26 protein-coding genes and 2 tRNA genes are annotated in these 21,008 nt (G+C 35.2%); 7 read left to right on the top strand and 21 right to left on the bottom strand.

Going from position 1 to position 21,008, the window contains the following annotated elements; all coding sequences use genetic code 11:
- The 6 genes from HYY69_05605 to HYY69_05580 all read right to left on the bottom strand — a co-directional run bounded on the left by HYY69_05605 (position 1) and on the right by HYY69_05580 (position 4,412).
- A complete protein-coding gene (locus HYY69_05605) occupies positions 1-636 on the bottom strand; it encodes a hypothetical protein (protein MBI3032926.1) in 636 nt (211 codons plus the stop codon).
- A 49-nt stretch (positions 637-685) separates the two neighbouring features.
- On the bottom strand, positions 686-2,566 hold the full coding sequence (dnaK, locus tag HYY69_05600) for a molecular chaperone DnaK (protein ID MBI3032925.1): 1,881 nt from the start codon (positions 2,564-2,566) through the stop codon (positions 686-688).
- Positions 2,567-2,648: 82 nt separating this feature from the next.
- Positions 2,649-3,002, bottom strand: coding sequence for a DUF3467 domain-containing protein (locus HYY69_05595; GenBank protein ID MBI3032924.1), 354 nt, complete (start codon positions 3,000-3,002; stop codon positions 2,649-2,651).
- The gene (locus HYY69_05590; protein MBI3032923.1) at positions 2,995-3,321 is read right to left on the bottom strand and encodes a hypothetical protein; all 327 of its coding nucleotides are present in this window, start codon (positions 3,319-3,321) and stop codon (positions 2,995-2,997) included. Before HYY69_05590 ends, HYY69_05595 begins: the two co-directional genes overlap by 8 nt.
- Before the next feature lie 24 nt (positions 3,322-3,345).
- The gene (locus tag HYY69_05585) at positions 3,346-3,885 is read right to left on the bottom strand and encodes a YkgJ family cysteine cluster protein (GenBank protein MBI3032922.1); all 540 of its coding nucleotides are present in this window, start codon (positions 3,883-3,885) and stop codon (positions 3,346-3,348) included.
- 32 nt (positions 3,886-3,917) lie between these two features.
- Positions 3,918-4,412, bottom strand: coding sequence for a nucleotide exchange factor GrpE (locus HYY69_05580; GenBank protein ID MBI3032921.1), 495 nt, complete (start codon positions 4,410-4,412; stop codon positions 3,918-3,920).
- Between the two features lie 234 nt (positions 4,413-4,646).
- Between HYY69_05580 and HYY69_05575 the strand changes: the two genes are divergently transcribed.
- The 3 genes from HYY69_05575 to HYY69_05565 all read left to right on the top strand — a co-directional run bounded on the left by HYY69_05575 (position 4,647) and on the right by HYY69_05565 (position 5,538).
- Positions 4,647-4,841 (top strand): 30S ribosomal protein S17e, encoded by a 195-nt coding sequence (locus HYY69_05575; protein MBI3032920.1) that lies wholly within the window; start codon positions 4,647-4,649, stop codon positions 4,839-4,841.
- A 53-nt stretch (positions 4,842-4,894) separates the two neighbouring features.
- Positions 4,895-5,179: a DNA-binding protein Alba gene (albA, locus tag HYY69_05570; GenBank protein ID MBI3032919.1), complete on the top strand. Its 285-nt coding sequence runs from the start codon at positions 4,895-4,897 to the stop codon at positions 5,177-5,179.
- A 238-nt stretch (positions 5,180-5,417) separates the two neighbouring features.
- Positions 5,418-5,538: transfer RNA gene (locus tag HYY69_05565), tRNA-Arg, on the top strand.
- Between the two features lie 6 nt (positions 5,539-5,544).
- On the opposite strand, the gene HYY69_05560 is transcribed toward HYY69_05565, so the two are convergent.
- Positions 5,545-5,988, bottom strand: a complete 444-nt coding sequence (locus tag HYY69_05560; GenBank protein ID MBI3032918.1) for a 23S rRNA (pseudouridine(1915)-N(3))-methyltransferase RlmH — start codon at positions 5,986-5,988, stop codon at positions 5,545-5,547.
- Positions 5,989-6,184: 196 nt separating this feature from the next.
- Between HYY69_05560 and HYY69_05555 the strand changes: the two genes are divergently transcribed.
- Positions 6,185-6,739 carry a hypothetical protein gene (locus HYY69_05555; GenBank protein MBI3032917.1) on the top strand — a complete coding sequence of 185 codons (555 nt, stop codon included), beginning with the start codon at positions 6,185-6,187 and terminating at the stop codon, positions 6,737-6,739.
- A gap of 29 nt (positions 6,740-6,768) precedes the next feature.
- Complete coding sequence (locus HYY69_05550) at positions 6,769-7,137, top strand: hypothetical protein (GenBank protein ID MBI3032916.1); 369 nt, start codon at positions 6,769-6,771, stop codon at positions 7,135-7,137.
- A gap of 242 nt (positions 7,138-7,379) precedes the next feature.
- Here HYY69_05550 and HYY69_05545 read toward each other — a convergent pair whose 3' ends face one another.
- From HYY69_05545 to HYY69_05510, 8 genes are all read right to left on the bottom strand, one after another.
- Positions 7,380-8,843 carry a proline--tRNA ligase gene (locus HYY69_05545; protein ID MBI3032915.1) on the bottom strand — a complete coding sequence of 488 codons (1,464 nt, stop codon included), beginning with the start codon at positions 8,841-8,843 and terminating at the stop codon, positions 7,380-7,382.
- A 241-nt stretch (positions 8,844-9,084) separates the two neighbouring features.
- Positions 9,085-9,393 (bottom strand): 50S ribosomal protein L44e, encoded by a 309-nt coding sequence (locus HYY69_05540; protein MBI3032914.1) that lies wholly within the window; start codon positions 9,391-9,393, stop codon positions 9,085-9,087.
- 35 nt (positions 9,394-9,428) lie between these two features.
- Positions 9,429-10,079: a hypothetical protein gene (locus HYY69_05535; GenBank protein ID MBI3032913.1), complete on the bottom strand. Its 651-nt coding sequence runs from the start codon at positions 10,077-10,079 to the stop codon at positions 9,429-9,431.
- Positions 10,080-10,164: 85 nt separating this feature from the next.
- On the bottom strand, positions 10,165-12,834 hold the full coding sequence (locus tag HYY69_05530) for a hypothetical protein (protein MBI3032912.1): 2,670 nt from the start codon (positions 12,832-12,834) through the stop codon (positions 10,165-10,167).
- Between the two features lie 817 nt (positions 12,835-13,651).
- Positions 13,652-13,735, bottom strand: a tRNA-Leu gene (locus tag HYY69_05525).
- A 34-nt stretch (positions 13,736-13,769) separates the two neighbouring features.
- On the bottom strand, positions 13,770-15,032 hold the full coding sequence (locus HYY69_05520) for a glycosyltransferase family 2 protein (GenBank protein ID MBI3032911.1): 1,263 nt from the start codon (positions 15,030-15,032) through the stop codon (positions 13,770-13,772).
- 42 nt (positions 15,033-15,074) lie between these two features.
- Positions 15,075-15,239 carry a 50S ribosomal protein L37e gene (locus HYY69_05515; protein MBI3032910.1) on the bottom strand — a complete coding sequence of 55 codons (165 nt, stop codon included), beginning with the start codon at positions 15,237-15,239 and terminating at the stop codon, positions 15,075-15,077.
- Between the two features lie 43 nt (positions 15,240-15,282).
- Positions 15,283-15,510 (bottom strand): small nuclear ribonucleoprotein, encoded by a 228-nt coding sequence (locus tag HYY69_05510; protein ID MBI3032909.1) that lies wholly within the window; start codon positions 15,508-15,510, stop codon positions 15,283-15,285.
- 243 nt (positions 15,511-15,753) lie between these two features.
- Here HYY69_05510 and HYY69_05505 point away from each other — a divergent pair, with 243 nt between their 5' ends.
- On the top strand, positions 15,754-16,278 hold the full coding sequence (locus HYY69_05505) for a hypothetical protein (GenBank protein ID MBI3032908.1): 525 nt from the start codon (positions 15,754-15,756) through the stop codon (positions 16,276-16,278).
- A gap of 83 nt (positions 16,279-16,361) precedes the next feature.
- On the top strand, positions 16,362-16,541 hold the full coding sequence (locus tag HYY69_05500; GenBank protein MBI3032907.1) for a hypothetical protein: 180 nt from the start codon (positions 16,362-16,364) through the stop codon (positions 16,539-16,541).
- A gap of 29 nt (positions 16,542-16,570) precedes the next feature.
- Here HYY69_05500 and HYY69_05495 read toward each other — a convergent pair whose 3' ends face one another.
- The 6 genes from HYY69_05495 to HYY69_05470 are packed head-to-tail and all read right to left on the bottom strand — an operon-like array spanning position 16,571 to position 20,750.
- A complete protein-coding gene (locus HYY69_05495; GenBank protein ID MBI3032906.1) occupies positions 16,571-17,341 on the bottom strand; it encodes an exosome complex protein Rrp42 in 771 nt (256 codons plus the stop codon).
- A gap of 26 nt (positions 17,342-17,367) precedes the next feature.
- Entirely contained in the window at positions 17,368-18,066 is a 699-nt protein-coding gene (locus tag HYY69_05490) for an exosome complex exonuclease Rrp41 (GenBank protein MBI3032905.1), read from the bottom strand.
- A gap of 6 nt (positions 18,067-18,072) precedes the next feature.
- Positions 18,073-18,870: an RNA-binding protein gene (locus HYY69_05485; GenBank protein MBI3032904.1), complete on the bottom strand. Its 798-nt coding sequence runs from the start codon at positions 18,868-18,870 to the stop codon at positions 18,073-18,075.
- 10 nt (positions 18,871-18,880) lie between these two features.
- Complete coding sequence (locus tag HYY69_05480) at positions 18,881-19,585, bottom strand: ribosome assembly factor SBDS (protein MBI3032903.1); 705 nt, start codon at positions 19,583-19,585, stop codon at positions 18,881-18,883.
- 47 nt (positions 19,586-19,632) lie between these two features.
- Entirely contained in the window at positions 19,633-20,376 is a 744-nt protein-coding gene (gene psmA, locus HYY69_05475; protein ID MBI3032902.1) for an archaeal proteasome endopeptidase complex subunit alpha, read from the bottom strand.
- Positions 20,377-20,399: 23 nt separating this feature from the next.
- Complete coding sequence (locus HYY69_05470) at positions 20,400-20,750, bottom strand: hypothetical protein (GenBank protein ID MBI3032901.1); 351 nt, start codon at positions 20,748-20,750, stop codon at positions 20,400-20,402.
- Between the last annotated feature and the right edge of the window lie 258 nt (positions 20,751-21,008).

Below are 21,008 nucleotides of genomic sequence, written 5' to 3'. Positions count from 1 at the left end.
TTATTTTTTTTCAATTACTTTTGATAATTCATCTGGTGAAAAATCAAGTTGTTCAAAAAGCTTTCTTTCTAGCCTGAATTCACTTTCTTTAATTTTTTCCCAAAAATCTTGCCGCAGACCAGAATGTTTATCCTTATAACGCTCGAAAAGATCGTCTATTCTATCATTGAGCGGAATAATTTCATCAACAAAAACACGCCAATCCGCATAATGGACTATTTGAAACTCAAGAGGGTAGTGAGATTTATCGACGCTTGAACTCATTTTCCCTTCTAAAGCCATTGCTGCTGCAAGGTCAGGATATTTATCCTTAAATATAAGGGAGAATAACGCTGTTTCATGAAGAGAAGGAGGATATTTTTTCTTCATTTCCTTCCAAAACAAGATTTGTTCTTTAGTTGGATTTGATTTGAATTTTGGATCTTTTTTAAGCTCGAAAACAAATGGCTTGAAAAGATCATGAAGCAGTGAAACTCGGTCAACAAGATCAACATTAAGGATGCTGTTTTTTTGAGACAGTTTTTTGGCGATGAAAATAGCTACTTCATTTACTTTGTAACAATGCATTCGAATATTATCTGGAACTTTATATTGATCAAATAATTGTTCACATTCTTCTCTTGAAGGCAACTTCATAGATATCCTCTTGCGCTGGATTTACGAGAAAAGATAAAAAAATAAAAAATTACTCTTTAACTTCATAATCTGCATCAACAACTTTTTCATCATGGTGTTTATGCTTAGCTTTCTTATTGCTTGATGATCTGTTTTCGCTGTTATCCTTAGTTTGACTGCTTTCGCTGCTTTCTTTCTGCTCATGTTGTTTTGCTGCCTGTTGATACATTTGCGTTGATAAATTCTGAACTTTCTTGTTGACCTCATCTAGTTTTTTCTTAACTTCAGCAACATCCTTCTTTTCAGGCTCAAGCAGTTTTTTTAAAGCTTCTATTTCTTTCTTAACTTCATCAAGCTCTTTGCCATCAACTTTTCCTTCAAAATCTTTGAAGAGTTTCTCAGTTGAATACACTAATGTATCCGCCTGGTTAATAATCTCTGCTTCTTCTTTACGCTTTTTATCTTCTGCAGCATGAGCTTCTGCTTCTTTCTGCATTTGCTTGATTTCCTGCTCAGAAAGATTTGTCGAACTTGTAATTTTTATTGACTGCTCTTTACCTGTGCCTAAATCTTTGGCAGAGACATGCGCAATACCATTGGCATCAATGTCAAATGTTACTTCAATCTGCGGTATCCCTCGAGGAGCAGGTGGAATTCCAATAAGATCAAATCGTCCTAATGTCTTATTATCTCCTGCCATTGGACGCTCACCCTGCAATACATGAATACTTACTGCAGTTTGATTGTCTGCTGCTGTAGAGAAAATCTGGCTTTTCTTTGTAGGGATAGTAGTATTTCTTGTAATTAATACTGTGGATACACCACCTAATGTTTCAAGCCCTAAACTAAGCGGAGTGACATCTAATAACAAGATATCCTTAACTTCTCCTCCAAGAATTCCTGCTTGAATTGCAGCTCCTAATGCTACTGCTTCATCAGGATTGACTGACTTATCAGCTTCTTTCCCAATCAAATCTTTTACTATTTGTTCAACTGCTGGAATTCGCGTCGAACCACCGACAAAAATAATTTTATCAATTTGTTTAGAAGACAGCTTTGCATCATCTAATGCTTTTTTTGTCGGTGTTTTTAACCGGTCAAGAATATCCACTATCAACTGCTCAAATTTAGCACGTGTCAATTCTTTATTGAGATGTTTTGGACCTGTATTTGTTGCAGTAATAAAAGGCAAGTTAATCATTGTTTTTGATTTTGAAGACAATTCAATTTTTGCTTTTTCTGCAGCTTCTTTTAATCGCTGATGCGCTGTTTTATCCTGGCGCAAATCAACACCTTGTTCTTTTTTGAATTCTTCTGCCAACCAATCAATTATCTTGTCATCAATATCATCGCCGCCTAGATGATTGTCGCCATTAGTTGCTTTAACTTCAAAAACACCATCCCCTAATTCAAGGATAGAAACATCAAATGTTCCTCCCCCAAAATCAAAGACAAGAATAGTGTGGTCATTTCCTTTATCTAATCCATACGCAAGAGAAGCTGCAGTCGGCTCATTAATGATTCTTAAAACTTCCAAGCCTGCTATTTTTCCTGCATCCTTTGTTGCTTGCCGCTGGGCATCAGTAAAATAAGCTGGTGTTGTAATAACTGCTTTGGTGATTTTTTCACCAAGATACGCTTCAGCATCTGCTTTTAATTTCTGAAGAATCATTGCTGAAATTTCTTGAGGAGTATACTCTTTATCCCAAATATCTACATTATAATCTTCACCCATGTGACGCTTAATACTTCTGATGGTATGTTCAGGATTAGTAATTGCTTGGTTACGAGCAACATGACCAACCAAACGCTCACCGCTCTCAGTGATAGCAACAACTGAAGGCGTTGTTCTATACCCTTCTGCATTAGGAATAATGGATGGTTTACCACCCTCCATAACTGCTACTGCTGAAAATGTTGTTCCTAAATCTATTCCAATTATTTTTGACATGGTTTCTTCCTCCTCAACTTTAATATTTTATTTAATTCCCCTGTAGCAGTATACGTTGATCATTATGATTACAAAGATATCGCTAACCAAAATATCCAGGATTGCTGAGTTTTGGCTCTTCGACATCTGGATTATTTTTTTTCCTTTTTTTGTCTAATTTTTCAAACTGTGCTGGACGTTTTATTTTTCCAAATTCTGTTTCATATCTTTTTAAAACGTCACCTAACAAACGATGCATTTCCTTAATATGAAATGGATCTAGCATAATTACGTTATGTTTCATATGCAGGAATGGGCCGTTTTTTGATCGGACATCAAGCCTTGGCGTCACTGATTTGAAATCAAGGTAAAAATGAAGCGGTGTGAAATTAAGCGAAACTTCATGGGAAAAAAATACATTTCCTTCATCAATGGAAAAATTCAATTCTTTATTCATGCTTATCACCATACACTCTTTTTTGTAATTCTTCTATCCTCTCAAACGACAGAATATGCCGAGGAAAACCAAATGTTTTCTCATAGGACAACACTTCTACGTTTTCAAGCAATTTAGTTAATTTCTGATAATGAATATTTTCTTTATCCTTCACAGCTGCAAGCGCTTCGTATAAACTTTGATCACTGGTCACTAGTTTTACCTCTGGTTTGCAGAGTATTAGTGTATCAAGCTCGTCATTTCCACTATTCAAAAACTGCAATATCATTTCAGCTTTTAAATAGATCACCTGTTTTTTTTGCGGAACTATTTTATACATTTTTTCGCCATGTATTTTCATCAATTATCTGAATAGCTCATACGACAATATTTTTTGCAATCTTTCTTCATCAGGAACTAATTCATGAAGATCCCCTCCAGGAATAGTCGGATGCGTCTTCAAGTATTGCGCCCATTGTCTTATCGATTCAGGATCATGAGGATTAACTAAATAATTTAAGGTAAACCATAAACTTAATTGCTCGCCATGTTTGCTTGCGGTGCTGCATACTTTACAATGCAACGGTTTTATTTCGTGAACGCCACATTGATTCTTTTCATTAAGGAACACGCATCTCCCATACGGCAAACCATTTTTTTTTTCTTGTTTTAATTTCCAAGCATTTGTATTAAATTTTTCATGCTCAACTAAATATTTTTCAGTAAATTCTTTTTTACTTAGCCCAAAGTGTGCTGCCAACCGTGGAATATCTTCTTCAAGCACAATGCCTGAATCAAGAGAGCAACATTTACCGCAACCTGTACATTCCTTACCATAATGCTCGACTACATGAAGTGGCGTCTTTTTAGTTATAGTAAAGGTATCAAACTCTTTTTTTTGCATGAATATGATAATCTCTTGAGGATACAACGAAATTATTTTGCAACCGTTACTTTTGCAAACCTGATTACGTTATTCTTCAATATATATCCTTTTTGTAATTCTTCAATAATTGTGTTGGAAGGTTTATCTGAATCAACTTTGACTAATGCCTGATGTTGATGAGGATCAAATAATTCTCCTGTTGTAGCGATCGGTTCAACACCAACATTTTCTAAAATACACATCAATTCAGCATAAATCAATTCAGTTCCTTTAATATATTCCTCAACATTATTTTTATTCTTAATTGCAAGATCAAAGGTGTCTATCAACGGCAGCAATTTAATGATAATTTCTTTATACGCATCTGCGCACATTTGCTCCCGATCTTTTTCCACTCTTTTTTTATAATTTTCAAAATCTGCCTGCAACCGTTTTAAGGTATTAGTTAAATCTTCAATCTGAACATCTTTAGGATCTTTTTGTTCTTGTTTTTGTTCTTTTTGTTCTTCATGCTCAGCGTGAGCAGGACTATTTTCTTTCTTCATTTCATTTCCCTGTTTTTTCTTCTTTTTAATTCTTTGGTTTTACCAGATAAAATGTCATGAATAACCCCTTTGAAAGGAGTTATCCAGACAACTGCACAGAGGTGTTTGTTGACTTTAAGTCAACATACATTACTTAAGGTTGACTAAACTAATATTTAAATGTTTTGATTTATTGTTCCAAAAATTTTATAAACATTCGGTACACCCTCTTGAGTATTAACATAGGTGAACTACATGGGCAGAATTAAAACAAAATTAGCTAAACGAATAACAAACCAACTCATTAAACTGCATGGTGAATCATTTACTAAAGACTTTAATGATAATAAACTTGTTGTTCAAAGATTGACGACTTGCACCTCAAATAAGTTAAGGAATATTATTGCTGGATATGCAAGCAGATTAGTAAAAAAAGCAGCAAACAACTAAAACAAACTTATTACGCACGATTAAAGAAAGTAATTGAACAGTAGGTGATTGCTATGACACAGGACAACTCTATATTTATCGGCGATAAACCGTTCATGAATTATGTGACAAGCGTTGTTATGCAATTCACTACAAAAGATGCTCCAGAAGTCATTATCAAAGCACGAGGGAAGTTTATTTCACGGGCTGTTGATGTAGCAGAAATTGCCGTCAAGCGCTTTCTTGAAGGGCAGATATATTTGAAAGATATTAAAGTAGATAGTGAAGAATTTACCAATAAAGAAGGCAAACAGGTAAGAGTTAGCAGTATTGAATTAGTCTTGGCGAAAAAGAGTTAATAATAGCTGGTTTCTATTCAGCTTTAAGAACTTTGCAAAATACTCGCAAAGCTCGGTTTACTGCCAGTTCGCATTGAGATATCTTTTTAACAAAGCAATTTTCTCTCTGGAACCTCGAAAATTGCTCGATAAGTATTTCGAAAATGCTCACAAAATAGGCAGTAACCATAATTCTGCAAAGTTCTTTTTACATAACTTTTTATATTAGATTTAATTTTTCTGTTATTAATTCAAATATGGGCCTGTAGTCTAGCCTGGATAGGACGGCGGGCTTCGGAAAACGAAGCATATCATAAACAACTATGAAAATGTCTGTTTGCAGATACCCGCAAACTCCGGTTCGAATCCGGGCAGGCTCGTATTATTTATTTATGATATTCTCTATTACTATTAATCATATGTGCCCTATATATCTGCTCAAGAAGGAATAATCTTGCCATTTCATGGGTGAAGGTCATTTGACTTAGGCTTAATAAGAGATTTGCTCGCTGTTTTATTTGTTCTGATAACCCTAAGGCGCTGCCTATGACAAAACAGAGCTTTTTGTTTTCATCAATTGTTTTTTTCCGAATAAATTCTGCCAAGAGCTTTGATGAAGCTTCTTTACCACGCTCATCTAAAACAATAACAAAATCATCATCTTTAATATGTTTCAAGATTACTTCAGCTTCTTGTTCAATAGTTTGTTTATCTTTAAGTATGGTTATTTCAAGCTTGCAAAATGGTTTTAAGCGCTTTTCATACTCTGAACAACCTTGGATTATCCATGATTCTTTTATTTTACCCACTGTTATGAATTTCATGACTATATATTATTAAGGTGTTTTAAATGAGTTGTGAATTGGCAAAAATATGACGTTTTAGTGACACTAAACATTAAGTTTATATATAACTCCATAACCACCCATAGTGCCCTAATGGTTTTAGTTAATAATACCACTTGTTAGTGATTAATATAGAAAGGTTTATATATAAGATAACCAATGAAATATTCGGTGTTGAACTATGGAAATAAGCGTTATGACTAATAATAAAGGCTTGTATCTTAAAAGTTTAGAGAATATTAGTGCTTCTTTTAATGAATCAGACCTTATAAAGGGTCAATTATTACAAATTAATAACCAGCACCTAAAAACAGGGTGTGAAGGAGCCTTAAGTGTATTTGTTGAAGATCAGGAAATCGCCCCTGTTGTTGAAATTATTGATAGCCCTGAGTTGCTTACAAAACCGGTAGATGTAATTGGAAAAAATGATTATAAAGCATCTGATCAAAAACCAGAAGATATTGTTCTTGTTCAAGGACTAGACAATTCTGTCAGTTATACAACCCAATCTCTTAATTTGCGTGTTGGATGTGATTGTTGTGATATTTCATGGGAAAGAGCAACAAAGGGATTATTTAAATCGCCGCAAACTAAAAATTCAGGGAAAAATATTACCTACTTTTTAGAGGTTGATACTCCTTATACTACTACAAGTTCTTCAGAATTATTTAGTAATTACAATCTTCCCTTAACAGGGAACTCTAAAACAAGTTATACTAACAGTAGTTATCAATGATTAATACTTTGAGGCACTAGGTGAATAGTTTGAAATTTGCAAGCGATGACATTATAGAAGATATAAATCAGATTCTACCAAAACAAGAGATTATTAACCTTGATGATGACGAACAGCTAGTACCAAAAAATGGAGAATTCTCTTCACTAAATAATAATAATAATAATAATAATAATAACACCAATAGTAATAAGATGATTAGTTCTTCATTTAACATAGAATATGATCAATGGGTAGCTGCTTCACAACAAGCAACTACAACTTCATCTTATTCAAATCAAATTCTGTACACGGAACAAGGAATTGTTGCATGGATTTGTAAATGCTGTGAATATCTTCGTATGAAAGTAGGTGATGGATATTCAGCATTACTCAAACAACCATTTAGAGAAGGATAACTAGGTAATGAATCTAGAGAACTTTGCAAAATACTCGCAAAGCTCGGGTTACTGCCAGTTCGCATTGAGATATATGCTTGACAAAGCAATTTTCTCTCTATAAATATAATCTCGACTAAAGATCGGGATTATAAGACTTGCCTGTCGGCAAGGAACCTCGAAAATTGCTCGATAAGTATTTCGAAAATGCTCACAAAATAGGCAGTAACCATAATTTTGCAAAGTTCTCTCTGGTGAAAAACCTAATAACTCCTGCTAAAATATACATTGTATTTTGCCTTTTCACCGCAGTCAATACATTTGTCCATGATTAATTTTTTATCGTGAATATCAATGCATCGTGATGAAGCACCTTGTGTTTTTTCTTTAATGATTTCTTCACATGCTGGCTTGCCGCAAAAAGCTGTTTTAGCTATTTTTCTTGCGCTGATAGTTTCTGCAAATTTCTTTGCTTCTTTCACTATAACAATATTATCATCACGCCATTTTTTTGCTTTAATATAGAGATTTTCTTGAATATTCTCCAGAAGTTTTTCAACAGTAGCCACTGTTTTATTTGTTGGAACTATTGTTTTTTCACTGGTGTCACGCCTTACTAAAACAACATTGTCTTTTTCTAGATCTTTTGGACCTAGCTCAAGTCTTAAAGGAACACCTTTTAATTCCCACTCATTGAACTTAAAACCTGGAGAATAGTCTTCACGGACATCAAGTTCAACTAGAAAACCTTTGCCAACTAATACTTTTTCAATTTCTTTTGCTTTTTTAATAACAGCTTCTTTTGTTTTTTCAAAGAGGATTGGGACAATAACTATCTGAAGCGGAGCTATTTTTGGCGGCAACACTAATCCCTTATTATCGCTATGCAATAAAACAATTGCCCCTAAAAGACGCGTTGATAATCCCCATGAGTTTTGCCAAACATAATGCTCCTGTTCGTCTTCTCCCCGATATTGAATAGAAAATGCTTTTCCAAAGTTCTGTCCGAGATTGTGGGAAGTACCACACTGCAATGTTTTTCCATCAGGCATAAATGCTTCAATCGTGTATGTTTTTATAGCGCCTGCAAATCGCTCTTTCTCTGTTTTTTCACCTAATAATACTGGAATTGCCAACAGTTTTTCAACAAGCTCTTGATAGAATTGAATATATTGCTTTGTTTCTTGCTCACATTCGTCTAAAGTAGCATAAGCACAATGACCTTCTTGCCAGAGAAATTCTCGTGTGCGAAGAAAGATTTTTGTTGCTTCTGTTTCCCAACGCACCACATTGCACCATTGATTTAAACGCAAAGGTAAATCTCTGTAACTCCTAATCCAACGAGCATAAGCATCATAAATAATTGTTTCTGAAGTAGGACGGACTGCTAAACGCTCGCCTTCATATTTATTGGCGATCCAAGCTACTTCTGGCTTAAAACCTGCAGCATGAGAAGCTTCTTTTTTGAAAAAAGACTCAGGAATAAATAGCGGAAAATAAGCATTTTTCACTTTAAATTCCTTTAAACGCTGGTTAAAATATTCTTGAATTTTTTCCCAAATAGCATATCCTAACGGCCTTATAATCATGCAGCCCTTTACTGGAGCATATTCAGCCATCTCACTTTTGAGAATTACTTGACTATACCATTCAGCTGTATCTTCTTCTTTCTTTGCTGTTAAACCAAGAGTATTCTGTTTTGCTTCATTTTGAGGTTTATAACTCATAGTTCTTTGTCAAGAGTAATAGTATATAAAATTTGTTAAATAAAGGCTCTGCCCCGAATGTAGTTTTTGGTGCCATGCTGGTGATTATCCTTCAAATTAATACGTGGGAAAAAAGGAAATTCCAATAGGAATTTTTTCCCTGTTATACACAAGTGAGATAATCACGGCACCAAAACCGAGGCGTAAGCCGAGATTCGGGGCAGAGCCTAAATAAAAGAAAAAATATTATTTATTTAAATGGTTATGTAAACTCAACACGCTTAGCACGAAAGCCTTTTCGTTGAACATGAGTTTTTTTACATTCTTTGCACTCATAACGCAGATCTGTCTTTTTAGTGACCTTTTTACCGGTCATTTTAAATTGTGTTACTGCTGGTTTTGAATAACGGCCTAAATTACCTGTTCCTCGCGCACGACCACGCTTTCGAGCGCGTTGTTTAGAACCATGACTTAATGAAGAAGCAGCTTTCTTTTTATTTTGAGAAACTTTATGTTCAGTATGTTTTTTGCAGTAAGGACATAATCTATTCATTGTTTTAGGCATTTTCATGAGGTATACACCTTTTATTTGGGACTGTTGTTCATTTATAAATGTTTTTCTTCTTCCTCAGTTGCTTTTCCAGCACTTATCAGAAGATTAGCAAATTTTAAGGGTAGTGTAGTGATTTCTCCTGATTCAAAAGGACCGTATGATTGCAAATTTGTATCAACAAACTTACTCAGTTGAACATTCATTCTGACACGTTTAGTCGTTTGCTGATCTTGTTCTAAAACTTTACTGGCTTCATTTACGTTCTCATTTGTTTTTCCGATCTGCTGCTCCAAAGTTGTTGTTAATATTCCTTCTCTTACTTGTATTAAAAGTTTAATTAACGCAGAAAATAATTGTTTTTCATGCTCTAACAAAGTATCCGTATTACTCTTGGTTTCATTAACCCGCGTACAATTTAAAGCCATCATCACAATCTTCTTTTCTCTTCGATCATATAATTCTTTAATAATTCTCTTTGCATTTTCAAGCTGTTGCTCAACCCGCTTCAGATCATCTTTACTAACAGTATTATTAACCGTATCCAACGCCCTTTCTTTCTCCCGAAGATAGACATTGACATCGTTAAAATAAGATTCAGAAAGCTTCTGAAGCTCATCACGATTTTTTTCTCTTACCAGAAGATCAAAAAGAGTTTCATACGTAATGTTAATTTCACGCTTAATAACAACTTGCTCTTGGACCATAATTAAAGAAGAATTGATAGGTATTTATATGTTATTAGATTTTAGAATAAATATAAAAGAAAAAGAAGAAAAAGGTTGTAAAACCTTATTCAGTTGCAGCTGGTACTGATGGTGCTGCGTCTAGAGGTTCTGCTGTTTCAACAACAACATCTTCTACAAAGTTAAGAACAACTTCCATACCTTTAAGTAAGTTTTTATTGTTCTTCCAGTTGTATAAGACTTCACCTGCATCCCTTGTGTCTTGAGCAGTTTGACCTGCTACAACCATGGATACAAATTCACCATTTTCATACAATTTAACAAGCGCTTGACCAACTTCAACACCTAAAGCTGTTTCACAACTTTCAGGGTTGCTCATCAAAGCTGCAGTAACTGAGTTAGCACATGGACCTCCGATTGAGACCATGTTTTTGTCTGTTACTGAAGTAACTTCTTTGTCAAGTTTAACTTGATCAACACTGATTAATTGTATGTCTGTAGTGTATAAACCAACATCTTCTGTTGATTCAACAGCAACTGGAGCTACAAACATCTCAGCATGAACTGTGTCGTGTGGGTGGTCAATTAATACTGACTTCTTATCTTCATCATCATAGGTAATTAATGTACCTTTAAACGACAAGAATTTACTGAAGTCATCGTTTGTACTACTGACATCATGGAATCCAAATCCAGCAGCTGTTATTCCATTGTTGCTTGTTTGTCCAGACTTACCTGCACCTGTTAGCTTTCTGTTAAACACAAATTCAATGACATCATCGTCAGTATCATCATAACTTGCGTTTACTGCTAGTTCTGATGCTGCTAGATAAAGTGCTGCTGGCGTATCACCACCACTAAACTTTCCATCGTTGTATTCGTTGAAACCTAAACCTTCAAATCTTGTACTGTTTAAGTTACTGTTGTTAATAATGATGAATGCTTCCTGCAAGGTTTCTATTGACGCACCATTACTACTACCAATAGAGGTAAAGTATATACCTATTTGAGAGATGTTTAGCTGAATATCTCCAATTCCACCACCTAAATTAATAGTTGATGTTGCGTTTTCAGTATAGTCTTCATCGTTATCTTGCGTACCATAAGTAACGTCTTTTAAATCAATTTCAGTGTCTCCACGATCAATTGTTCCAATTTGCAACAAATGCGCTTCCCTAGCACTAGTAACAACAAGGAAGTAAGCATCCTGACAATCTGTAACGTCACCAGTACTTGTAGTCAAGTTTCCTTGACAGAACTCACTCTGGAGATAAACCTTCTCGTCTTGATTCTGATCGCCGCTTACTGGCGCATCTGTTCCCCAGAATACAAATTCTTCAGCATTTGAACCAGAACATGAACTAAAAGTTCGTCCAGTAAAGTTGAACACAACTGTAGTTACTCCAAGTTCAGTACTTAACTCTGAACAATCAGCATCTGCAGATAATGGTAAAGTAACTTCTTGACCATCTTCGTTAGTGAATACAATTTCACCTGATGAAGAACCACCAACAAAACTTACTTCTTCCCTCCCTGATGAAACTAGACCACCGAAGACTAATTTCCATCCACCAAATATAGGATCTACGAATTCATCTCCAGGAGCTAAGTAGATTTCATCATTTTCAGGAGCCCAGCTTACTTTGAATCCAGACCATTTACCTGAAGTAGTTGTTGAAGCTATATCAATATCAGTCACTGTTCCATCAAGTTCTTCATCGTTGAACTCAACTTCATCAGCATCTTTTAAGGTGATTTTAGTTGCACCAATAACTGTTTGACATACGTCGGTGTCTTGTGCTTGAGAGTGCAATGCTTTTGCATCCACAACGCCAATTCTCACACCATTTGTAGTTCGTGTTTCATCAACATCAACCCACATTACTGTACCGTCAACACTGAATCCACAAGACCCTGCTGATTCAGCAGCATCTTCAGTTACATCAAGCAGTTCAATAACGTGTTCAGTACCATCAATAGTAACGGTTACTGTTTCACCTTGGCTTAACCATTGATTATTATCTCCAGCCATTAACTGGACTTCATCAATGATTAAGCTATTTGTGCTTACAGTTGCTGATGATTTTTTTGAACGAACATCAGTCAGAGTAAATGTTTTACCAAGTAAACTAAGTTCAGTTCCTTCTAAATCTTCAGCTAATTTGCTTGCAGATTCGTTACTGTATTCTACAGAAGTGTCGAACTCAACTTGATAGTTGAAGAAATAAACACCACTTGCATCATCAATCCAAAGGTATGATCCAGCTTCAGGAGCGTCTTGATCGTCTTGATCAAAAATTAAACGACCTGTGCTTGCACTTGGAAAGTTGATTTCTTGTGTGTATCCTTCTTCATTTTCAATTTCACCTTCACTGTCGGTGTAGTGCCCTTCATATAATAGCGCAGGCAGATCTGAGTCATCAATACCAACTTCAACTTCATTTAATGATTGGTTGTAATATAGGTTATTATTACCTAGTTCAGCACCTTGCTCAACTTTGACTTTCTTCTCACCAGACGTGTCAGGTTGAATTGCAGTTTTCTTTACTGCTACTCCTTGGATTGCAGATTGAATGTTGTTAGAAGCTAAAACGTCTTCTGCTTTTGCACCTGCACCATAAACAATTAATCCATTAAATTGACCTTCCGCATTCACGAACATCGTAGGGAAGCTAGACAAATCAGCAGCAGCCATTGCACCGATTAAGGTAGCACCCATCATGCTTGCACCTAATCCTAGTGCTGCGATTTTCTTAACTGTCTTTTGTACTTTCATGTTCTTAACACCTCCACGTGTTATGTTTAGGCTATCTTTGCTGAATATAACCTTTTTTTAGCTTGACAATCTTCTTGTATTTAAAGATTGCCATTTTTCTAGGCGTTCTCATCTCTTGTTTGAGATAAGTTTTTCTTGCTAAAATCGAGTAATGGGAAAACTTCTTTATAAAGTTTTCGCCAGAAGCATTTTTCCTAAAAATGCAAACGAGGCTAATAACTTGTTTAACCTTGCAATTCAGTAGTTTAATTAAGTCATCACTTTTGAGTAACATACTTATTTTCCTCGTTTTGTTAATATTGGAGAACATAAGAACATGTACGGATTTAAAATAATCAAAGACCAATGAGAACTTTGCAAAATACTCGCAAAGCTCGGGTTACTGCCAGTTCGCATTGAGATCTTTGTTAAACAAAGCAATTTTCTCTCTGGAACTCCGAAAATTGCCCGATAAGTATTTCGAAAATGCTCACGAAATTGGCAGTAACCATAATTTTGCAAAGTTCTCTAACGATCAAGAATATATGAGGGAGACGAGATTCGAACTCGCGCAACCTTTTACGTTCGTAAAAGCTTGACCAAAATACAGCGATGGGACATTCACTGCGTTCAGTCCCATTTTTATAAGATTGAAGACATAAATATGAAGTGATATGGAGTGTACGTATTAAGTCTGTGGTTTAGCGCCTACTTTTGTGAAGCTCTAAGATTTAGCGCATTGAGGATTTTTCGGAGTTCCAGAGAGAAAAATCCAATGTTAAATTACTTTTGAAGCTGAACTGGCGCTAAACCTGAAAAAGACTTAATACGTACGATATGAGGGAGACGAGATTCGAACTCGCGTAGGCACTAAGCCAGCAGGGCCTAAACCTGCTCCGTTTGGCCACTCCGGCACTCCCTCATTAGTGTTGAGAAATGTAATTATATATAAGTGTTTACCTTATTTTTTTCAGTACTTCTATTCTCTGCCTGATTTCGTTTGCTTGAGGATGTTTTAACTCCAATAATTTAGAGAACATTATTATAGCATTATCATAATCCTTTATTTTTTCATATAATGCGGCCAAGTTAAAGATATATTGACTATTTTTGAGATATTTTTGATGAAGTCCATTGAATACTGTAATAGCTTCTCTATTCTTTTCTTGTTTGGCATAGGTAACTCCTAAAAGCTCATGTAAATACCTGTCTTGAGCAAGAACTTTTACTTGAGAACTAAGCGTTTGCAAGATTACTTCAGTTTCTTTATACAGTTTTCTAGAAAAACATGCTTTTGCAAGATTCAGAAGAACATTATAATCTAAGTCGTTATAATTTAACTTATTTAAAAGAAGAGAAAATGCATTGCTTGTATCATTTTCATGAATATATTTCGTTAGCATACCTTGTTCCTGATTTGTTAATCGATTATATTCATTATCTTGAAGCAGAGCTTGCAAAAGCGCATGAAGCGCTTTTGCAAGCTGTGCTTCAAAATAGATATACCCTACTGCAAGATCAACATACAACTTCTTTGAAGGATGAATGTTGATCTCAGATTTAGTTAATTCAAAGTATTTTCTTTGTTTTTCTTGAACAACATCAGTATTTTTCATAGCATGGAGATGATGGATAACAATACCTGTATTTGCTATAAGCTTGGAGGGTTCTTTGCTGTGCCACAGTTCTATTGAAGGGTTTACATCCTCGTGGATTTTTCCTTGATAAAAGATATGCTTATTATTAAGAAAAAGCCTTGTTTTCCATTTATCATCATAAAAACCCTTAAATTTGGTTAATAAAGGTAGTGCATTAGCTGTAAACATATACTTATTCTTTTGCCAACCAATTTCATCGATAATATTTGTAAAATGACGTGAGATAATTCCAAACCCCACATACTTTTTTTCAGATGCTTGCTCCAGTACTTGTTTTATTTTATCTCTGTTTTCTTCGTCTAGTATCTCATCTGCATCTAAAACAAGAATCCATTGCTGTGCAGCATGCTTTAAACTTTCGTTTCTTGCTGCAGCAAAATCATCACACCAATGAAAAGAAAAAATCTTTGCACCAAATGATGCTGCAATCTCAACAGTTTTATCTGACGACCCAGTATCCACAACAATCATTTCTTGGACTAACTCTTTAACTGATTCCAAACATGAAGCTAGAAGTTGCTCCTCATTCTTGACAATCATACATAATGATATAGATGGCATCATTAATATTAGATAAACATTCCTATTTAATAATTTTAATACTTAAAATTTCTGCCAAGTATAAGATCTCATTCGAGCAGACTTGCCATAACCGCAAGAGCTGCATATTTTTCGAGAAACATGAAATGAATGTCGGGAACATCTTCTACAAATAATGTGAGCCTTTCCACGGGATTTTTTTCCATGAGATGCTGTTCCTTTACTCATACTTCATACCTGTTTATATTATGATGGTGGAAATTATTCCTGATTATTCTGATGGCGAAATGATCGTAATAGTATCTCCCCTAATAAAAACTGTGCCTAGTTTTCGTTTAACCTCATTATCAACACGTTCTTCTGCATTATTAAGAACAATGTTAATGTGAATATCAAAAGCATATAAACTTCCAATATATTGCTTATTATTTTTTAATTCTACAATTACCCGCTTATTTCGAGCTTTATTAAGTGCATCCAAAGGCCGTGATTGTTCCATAGACGTTTCCTCCATTGTAGTATTAGAATCCAGTGTTGTTTTATAAAGCCATCGGCTCGGCTTAAGATGCAGTTATCGATTGTGCTATCCTCTCTGGAACCTCGGATAACACTCGATGAAAGATAAGAAGAGCCTCGCAAAAAAGATGGTGGCACTTTTCGCAATATCACTTACAAATTGGATTGTGCCGTTGAGCATGACCTCGGTGAAAAAATTTATTAACCTCTTGAGTACAAATAATGCATGGGTATATTCAGATTTTTTGCACGTGATATTGGTTATTTGAAAACAATTCATTCTAATAGAGAGATCGATAGACTTATAGTCAATAGATTACGGGAATTAGAGATACAAGAATTAAAAGCACTTCGCAGTAAGAAGGAGAATAAATACCATAACCTTATCAGTGAATTACATAAACAAGTGCAACTCCTTGAATCCATTGAATTTTATATTAAAGTCAAATTTATTAGAATTCTTGAAAATAATAAAAGCAACATGCAACAGCTTATGTTAAGAAAAAATCAAGTATTTGAACAAAGAAGACAACTTCATAAAGAGTTTGATCAAGCAGTTCACCATGTGCAACAAACCAAAGGAGACATTTCAGGTATTAAAACCGCTTTCTCGCAACATGATGCTCAATTAAAAAGAATGATCGAACAAATTGATGATATGATTAGAGTGAGCAAAGATATGACTTTTGAAATCAAAAAAACATGCAGACGAAACCTCCGTGATTTTAGGAATGTCTATTATAATGCATAACATTTATATAGAGGCAATTCTTAAAAGATTATTAATTTACTAGTATAACATAAGAAACATAAGATGAGAAAAAAGGTGATACTATGATCAGTTTATTTCAAGCACTTTTATTACATAAGCGTGGTTTTGTAACATCCCCTATTGATCTCCTCAAAGGATTATTTATTGGATTTGTAGTCGGACTGGTCTTAATGTTTTTGCTAGCTAAAGGAGTCATTACTTGGTTTGATGTTTGCGGAACTGCCACTAATACTTTAAGTTAAAAGTTAAAAATAATAAGAGAAAAAGAAAATCATACAAATTTCCTTAATTCTTTTGCTTTCTCTACTGCTAAATCAATCATTTGTGTAATCTCTTCAACAGCTAACGGCAGTGATCCGCCTTTTTGTAAAGCACAAAGATGATTGTCTTTAGTTGTGGTAACGGTTAGTCTTGCTTCTGCAGCTTCTTCCTCAGCAGCAGTAGGATCAATAAGAAGATGTTTCCCTAATTTATAAATCGTTACTGCAATCGGTGTCTTTGACAACGGCACTATTTTGCTCGTTTTTTTCTTGTAATTTACTTCGACGCCATCGAATTCTGGAAAACGCGCATCTTTAATTGCAATTATTGATGCTAAAGCTGCTGCATCTAATAGATTACCATCAGCATTAATAGTACAAACATCAATTGAAACAGTCCAACACTTTTCACCTTTAGTAATACACAATTCCTTAATGTCAATACCTTTACTTTCTCGAATCCCTCGATCAATAACTCGCGCTAATTCAATAGAATCAACCCCTGGAGGCCCTGATTCAAATTTAGGACTTGATAACGGCAGAAATTCTGCATTTACCATAATACTTCCTACATCAGGAGTATCGGGAAAAGGCGTTGTAATAATTAACTTAACCCCAGCAACAACTTCAGTATTTCCTATTTTTACCCGGGCTGAACCCTCAGCTGTTTTGGAAATTCCTGTTTCCACTTCTATCTGACGATAATTGGTAATTGCTCTCCCATCTAACCTTTGACCTGATGCTAATGCGCTAATGATATGCTGCCTAAAACTTGTATTCATAATTCCACCTTTAATCCCAGCTTATTTTATTTATATTTTGCCTTCAATGCATCTTTCTGCACTTGGATAATATCTTTCAATGCCTTTTGGCCGAGCTTCAATCCTTTTATGAGATCTTCTTTTGAAATTTCACCATCCATTTGAAGAAGAGAAATCTCATTTGTTGAAGGAATTAATGCTATTGGAACATCTGCAACAGGACCGTCTTCATATGCTTCTTCTTGATAATCCAAATCAACAACAATTTTATCATCAACTCTGCCTACAGAAACTGCTGCAACTAAGTCTTTCATCGGAATTCCTGCATCTGCCAATGCCATTGACGCTGCGCAAATTCCTGCGCATCGAGAACCTGCATCGGTCTCAGTAAGTTCAATAAAAACATCAACAACTGCATTAGGAAATTCTGATAAATCAACCACAGGATATAGAGCTTGTTGTGTCACCATAGAAATTTCTCTCGATCTTCTACTTGGACCAGGTTTCACTCGTTCACCCATCCCTGAAAAAGGCATCATATTATAATTACACCGCAAAACACCTTTTGCTGGATCCTGCAGAAATTTAGGATGTAATTCTCTTGGTCCGTAAACTGCTGCATACGCTGCAGTATTTCCTATTTTGAAAAATGCTGAACCGTCTGCATTAGGAATTACTCCTGCTTTAGCCTGAATCGGCCTTATTTGATCAATTTTTCTTCCGTCATATCTTTTTGAATAAACCATTACCACTCACCTACCTATACCTTCTTCTGAATTATCTGAATTATCATGTACCTGTTCATTTGCACTGTTATCTCCAGATTCAGGATTACAAGTTACTCCGCATGTTGCTTCAAGATGCGCTTTAATACTTTCAGTTAATCCTGAGATATGTGCTTCAGCTTCAATTTTTTTAATAGTGTCAAAAGCAATTATCTCTTTATCTGGATCCCCTGAAAGCCAAATAACACCATTTTGACCAACAATAATTTTACATCCTGTTGCTTGTTTAATCATGCTTACCATAGAACCTTGTTTACCAATAATACGAGGCACTTTGTAAGGATTCACTTTTATAACCCTGCCACCATATACTTTTTTTAATCCTGGAGCTTTTGTTGACAAATCAACAAGTTTTTGCGAGGTTACATTGACAATCTTTGCAACCATATAATCACCAATATCATAAATTTGCGATAAATCTGCTCCCCGCTCAATAAAATTTGTTGTAGCATCCTTTACATTTAACATAGCCTTATATGCCGAGTTAGTATCAACAAGCCAGCCATTCATAGTTAAATCTATCACTTCACCAATAATAACATCGTATTTCTTAGGCACATATCTTCCTGAAAGGGGAATTATTTTAAGCGCTCGACCTTCAATACACAACAGCCCTAATCTTGCAGCTCTTATGGTTTCGTCTTTCCTGTATGTCCCAAAACCAGGAACATAATCCATACCCTTAGCCAATTCCTCACCTGGAACAACAATATCTTTTTCCTTAGCTAGGATATTACTTGCATTACTATTTGTATTATTACTCATATTTTTCACCTTATTCTGAAACTTTTAGAATCTTAATCTCTGCTTCACCATGACTAATTGAATTAACTTTATCAAAAAGCTCATTTTGTAAACCTGCTGGAATCTCTACGACTGCAAACCATGATCCATCGGCACCCCATTCTTCACGCTTTAAAACTGCCATTGCCCTTACACTACTTTGTCCCTTGCCTGCATACGAAGCTGGAAATTTAAGAGCAACTTCTTTTTTCGCGAAACTAATCGGCAATATTGTCTTTAGTTTTTTGATAATTTCTTCTATTTGCTTCTGCACAGGCTTTTTCTCATCAATTTTGATTTTTCCCTCTTCAAAAGCTAATTCTATCCTTTGCTGAGGATGCGGCAAACTTGTTTTTGGGTCAATGCCATTTCTTCGGATAAAATCAATAATTTGTTTGCGCTTTTTTTCACGCATTGCTGCCTTGTATTCAGCAGTTAACTGCAATTCGCCATCCATAATAATTTTTTTTGCAATTTGTTCATGATCATCTGTTTCAAAAATTGCTTTTAACTCATGTTCAGAAGCCACCAATCCTTTTTTTGAATCTGCAAAAATTTTATCGCTTGCCAATACTTCATCCATTGGTTTGTCTTTGCCTTCCCGCAATTCTAAGGCAGCAGTGCAATCAACTGCGACTTCAAAATTTTTCCCCTGTTTTTTATAACGCGCAATTACTGATTTATCAACATCAACCATATTCTCTCCCGTTATTTGTTTTCTTTGTTTTCTTTGTTTTTTCTTGTTTATTTATTTGTTTTCTTTCTAGCATCTTGCAGGATATCTTTTAATTTCTCAGAAGGTACCCGTGTAAATAGTTTATCAGTAAGTGTAATATAAACACAATCTAATCGGTCAATAGTGAGGTCTTTTCCAAGAAAATCTGCGAGTAGTTTTACTCCAAATCGCAATCCTTGATCTAAAGTCATGTTCGGTGTATATTCGTTATGCAACAATTCCTGAATTTTAGTTTCACCTTCACCAATAACAACTGCGTTGTATTGGAAGAAAATTCCCGTTGGATCTGTTTCAAAGAGTTTCGGTGTTCCATTATCAACACCTGCCAAAAGTATAGAAACCCCAAACGGTCTTAAACCACCTGATTGCGTGCACATTTGTTTTAAATCTGCAATATCTTTTACTATAGTAAGAATATCTACTGGAGCATCGTACGTAACACGATACTGCTGCGCGCGAATTTGCGCGCGTTCAACTAAAACACGAGCATCACTAATAATACCTGCTGCAGTAGCTCCAATATGTTCATCAATTTGAAATATTTTTTCTACTGATTCTGGAACCACAAATTGATCAACAATTCTTTTATCTGTTACTAGGATCACGCCTTCCTTACATACTAAGCCTATCGCTGTTGAACCTTGTTTTACTGTTTTTTTAGCATATTCTACTTGCAATAATCTTCCATCGGGACTGAACATTGTTATTGCTCGATCGTATCCCATCATTTGATGATTCATTTGTTGCATAATTGACACCTCTTAACCAATTTTAATTAATTATAACATTTTCTTATCTTAGTTAATACACCTGAGATCAGCAAGCTCCTCATGATAACGGGCATATCATTAATGGCAGTTACAAAAGGCAGACTTGCCTGCACTTGTTTAACATACTTATTATGGACACGCACTACTCCAATATTTCTTTGATCATCGTAATATTCAGAGAGCGGCATTATTCCTGCTTTTCCCAAATTATAAGAGCCATATATTTTCCCATATGTTGTGTATAAAGCTTCTTCAACAACGTCATGGGTTAGTGCTATGTTCTTTGGTGTAATCACCTGATATGCAAGATATCGTTTTTTTTCCCGTAAGCTTGATGATAACGGTTTTAACTTCATATCGAATAACACCTGTTGAGAAAAGATCGTATCCAGGGTTATATAAACTCTTCTTTCCTTTTCTCGATTAAAGCATAAGAGCAAAGCCTTATTTATAAAGTTTTCTTTGATTTAATCGCAGTGTAGAAAATCTCGGCATAGCCTCGGTTTTGGCATCAGTTCGGCTTGTTAAGAGTATATTTTATTGGATTTTTCTCTCTGGAACTCCGAAAAATCCCCATGCTTAAACTTGAAGAGCCTCACAAAAAGATGCCAAAA

It is taken from the genome of Candidatus Woesearchaeota archaeon (assembly GCA_016192995.1).
GTDB lineage: Archaea > Nanobdellota > Nanobdellia > Woesearchaeales > DSVV01 > JACPTB01.
This window is presented reverse-complemented; position numbering and strand designations above follow the sequence as displayed.

What these genes read in the sequence shown, in the direction of transcription:
- HYY69_05480 (MBI3032903.1), bottom strand. Translation starts at nt 19,585, where the DNA reads ATGGTTGATGTTGATAAATCAGTAATTGCGCGTTATAAAAAACAGGGG.
- HYY69_05540 (MBI3032914.1), bottom strand. Translation starts at nt 9,393, where the DNA reads ATGAAAATGCCTAAAACAATGAATAGATTATGTCCTTACTGCAAAAAA.
- HYY69_05575 (MBI3032920.1), top strand. Translation starts at nt 4,647, where the DNA reads ATGGGCAGAATTAAAACAAAATTAGCTAAACGAATAACAAACCAACTC.
- HYY69_05595 (MBI3032924.1), bottom strand. Translation starts at nt 3,002, where the DNA reads ATGAATAAAGAATTGAATTTTTCCATTGATGAAGGAAATGTATTTTTT.
- HYY69_05535 (MBI3032913.1), bottom strand. Translation starts at nt 10,079, where the DNA reads ATGGTCCAAGAGCAAGTTGTTATTAAGCGTGAAATTAACATTACGTAT.
- albA (MBI3032919.1), top strand. Translation starts at nt 4,895, where the DNA reads ATGACACAGGACAACTCTATATTTATCGGCGATAAACCGTTCATGAAT.
- HYY69_05580 (MBI3032921.1), bottom strand. Translation starts at nt 4,412, where the DNA reads ATGAAGAAAGAAAATAGTCCTGCTCACGCTGAGCATGAAGAACAAAAA.
- HYY69_05545 (MBI3032915.1), bottom strand. Translation starts at nt 8,843, where the DNA reads ATGAGTTATAAACCTCAAAATGAAGCAAAACAGAATACTCTTGGTTTA.
- HYY69_05490 (MBI3032905.1), bottom strand. Translation starts at nt 18,066, where the DNA reads ATGGTTTATTCAAAAAGATATGACGGAAGAAAAATTGATCAAATAAGG.
- HYY69_05500 (MBI3032907.1), top strand. Translation starts at nt 16,362, where the DNA reads ATGATCAGTTTATTTCAAGCACTTTTATTACATAAGCGTGGTTTTGTA.
- HYY69_05515 (MBI3032910.1), bottom strand. Translation starts at nt 15,239, where the DNA reads ATGAGTAAAGGAACAGCATCTCATGGAAAAAAATCCCGTGGAAAGGCT.
- HYY69_05510 (MBI3032909.1), bottom strand. Translation starts at nt 15,510, where the DNA reads ATGGAACAATCACGGCCTTTGGATGCACTTAATAAAGCTCGAAATAAG.
- HYY69_05505 (MBI3032908.1), top strand. Translation starts at nt 15,754, where the DNA reads ATGGGTATATTCAGATTTTTTGCACGTGATATTGGTTATTTGAAAACA.
- HYY69_05590 (MBI3032923.1), bottom strand. Translation starts at nt 3,321, where the DNA reads ATGTATAAAATAGTTCCGCAAAAAAAACAGGTGATCTATTTAAAAGCT.
- HYY69_05485 (MBI3032904.1), bottom strand. Translation starts at nt 18,870, where the DNA reads ATGAGTAATAATACAAATAGTAATGCAAGTAATATCCTAGCTAAGGAA.
- HYY69_05495 (MBI3032906.1), bottom strand. Translation starts at nt 17,341, where the DNA reads ATGAATACAAGTTTTAGGCAGCATATCATTAGCGCATTAGCATCAGGT.
- HYY69_05555 (MBI3032917.1), top strand. Translation starts at nt 6,185, where the DNA reads ATGGAAATAAGCGTTATGACTAATAATAAAGGCTTGTATCTTAAAAGT.
- HYY69_05530 (MBI3032912.1), bottom strand. Translation starts at nt 12,834, where the DNA reads ATGAAAGTACAAAAGACAGTTAAGAAAATCGCAGCACTAGGATTAGGT.
- dnaK (MBI3032925.1), bottom strand. Translation starts at nt 2,566, where the DNA reads ATGTCAAAAATAATTGGAATAGATTTAGGAACAACATTTTCAGCAGTA.
- HYY69_05605 (MBI3032926.1), bottom strand. Translation starts at nt 636, where the DNA reads ATGAAGTTGCCTTCAAGAGAAGAATGTGAACAATTATTTGATCAATAT.
- HYY69_05585 (MBI3032922.1), bottom strand. Translation starts at nt 3,885, where the DNA reads ATGCAAAAAAAAGAGTTTGATACCTTTACTATAACTAAAAAGACGCCA.
- HYY69_05520 (MBI3032911.1), bottom strand. Translation starts at nt 15,032, where the DNA reads ATGCCATCTATATCATTATGTATGATTGTCAAGAATGAGGAGCAACTT.
- HYY69_05470 (MBI3032901.1), bottom strand. Translation starts at nt 20,750, where the DNA reads ATGAAGTTAAAACCGTTATCATCAAGCTTACGGGAAAAAAAACGATAT.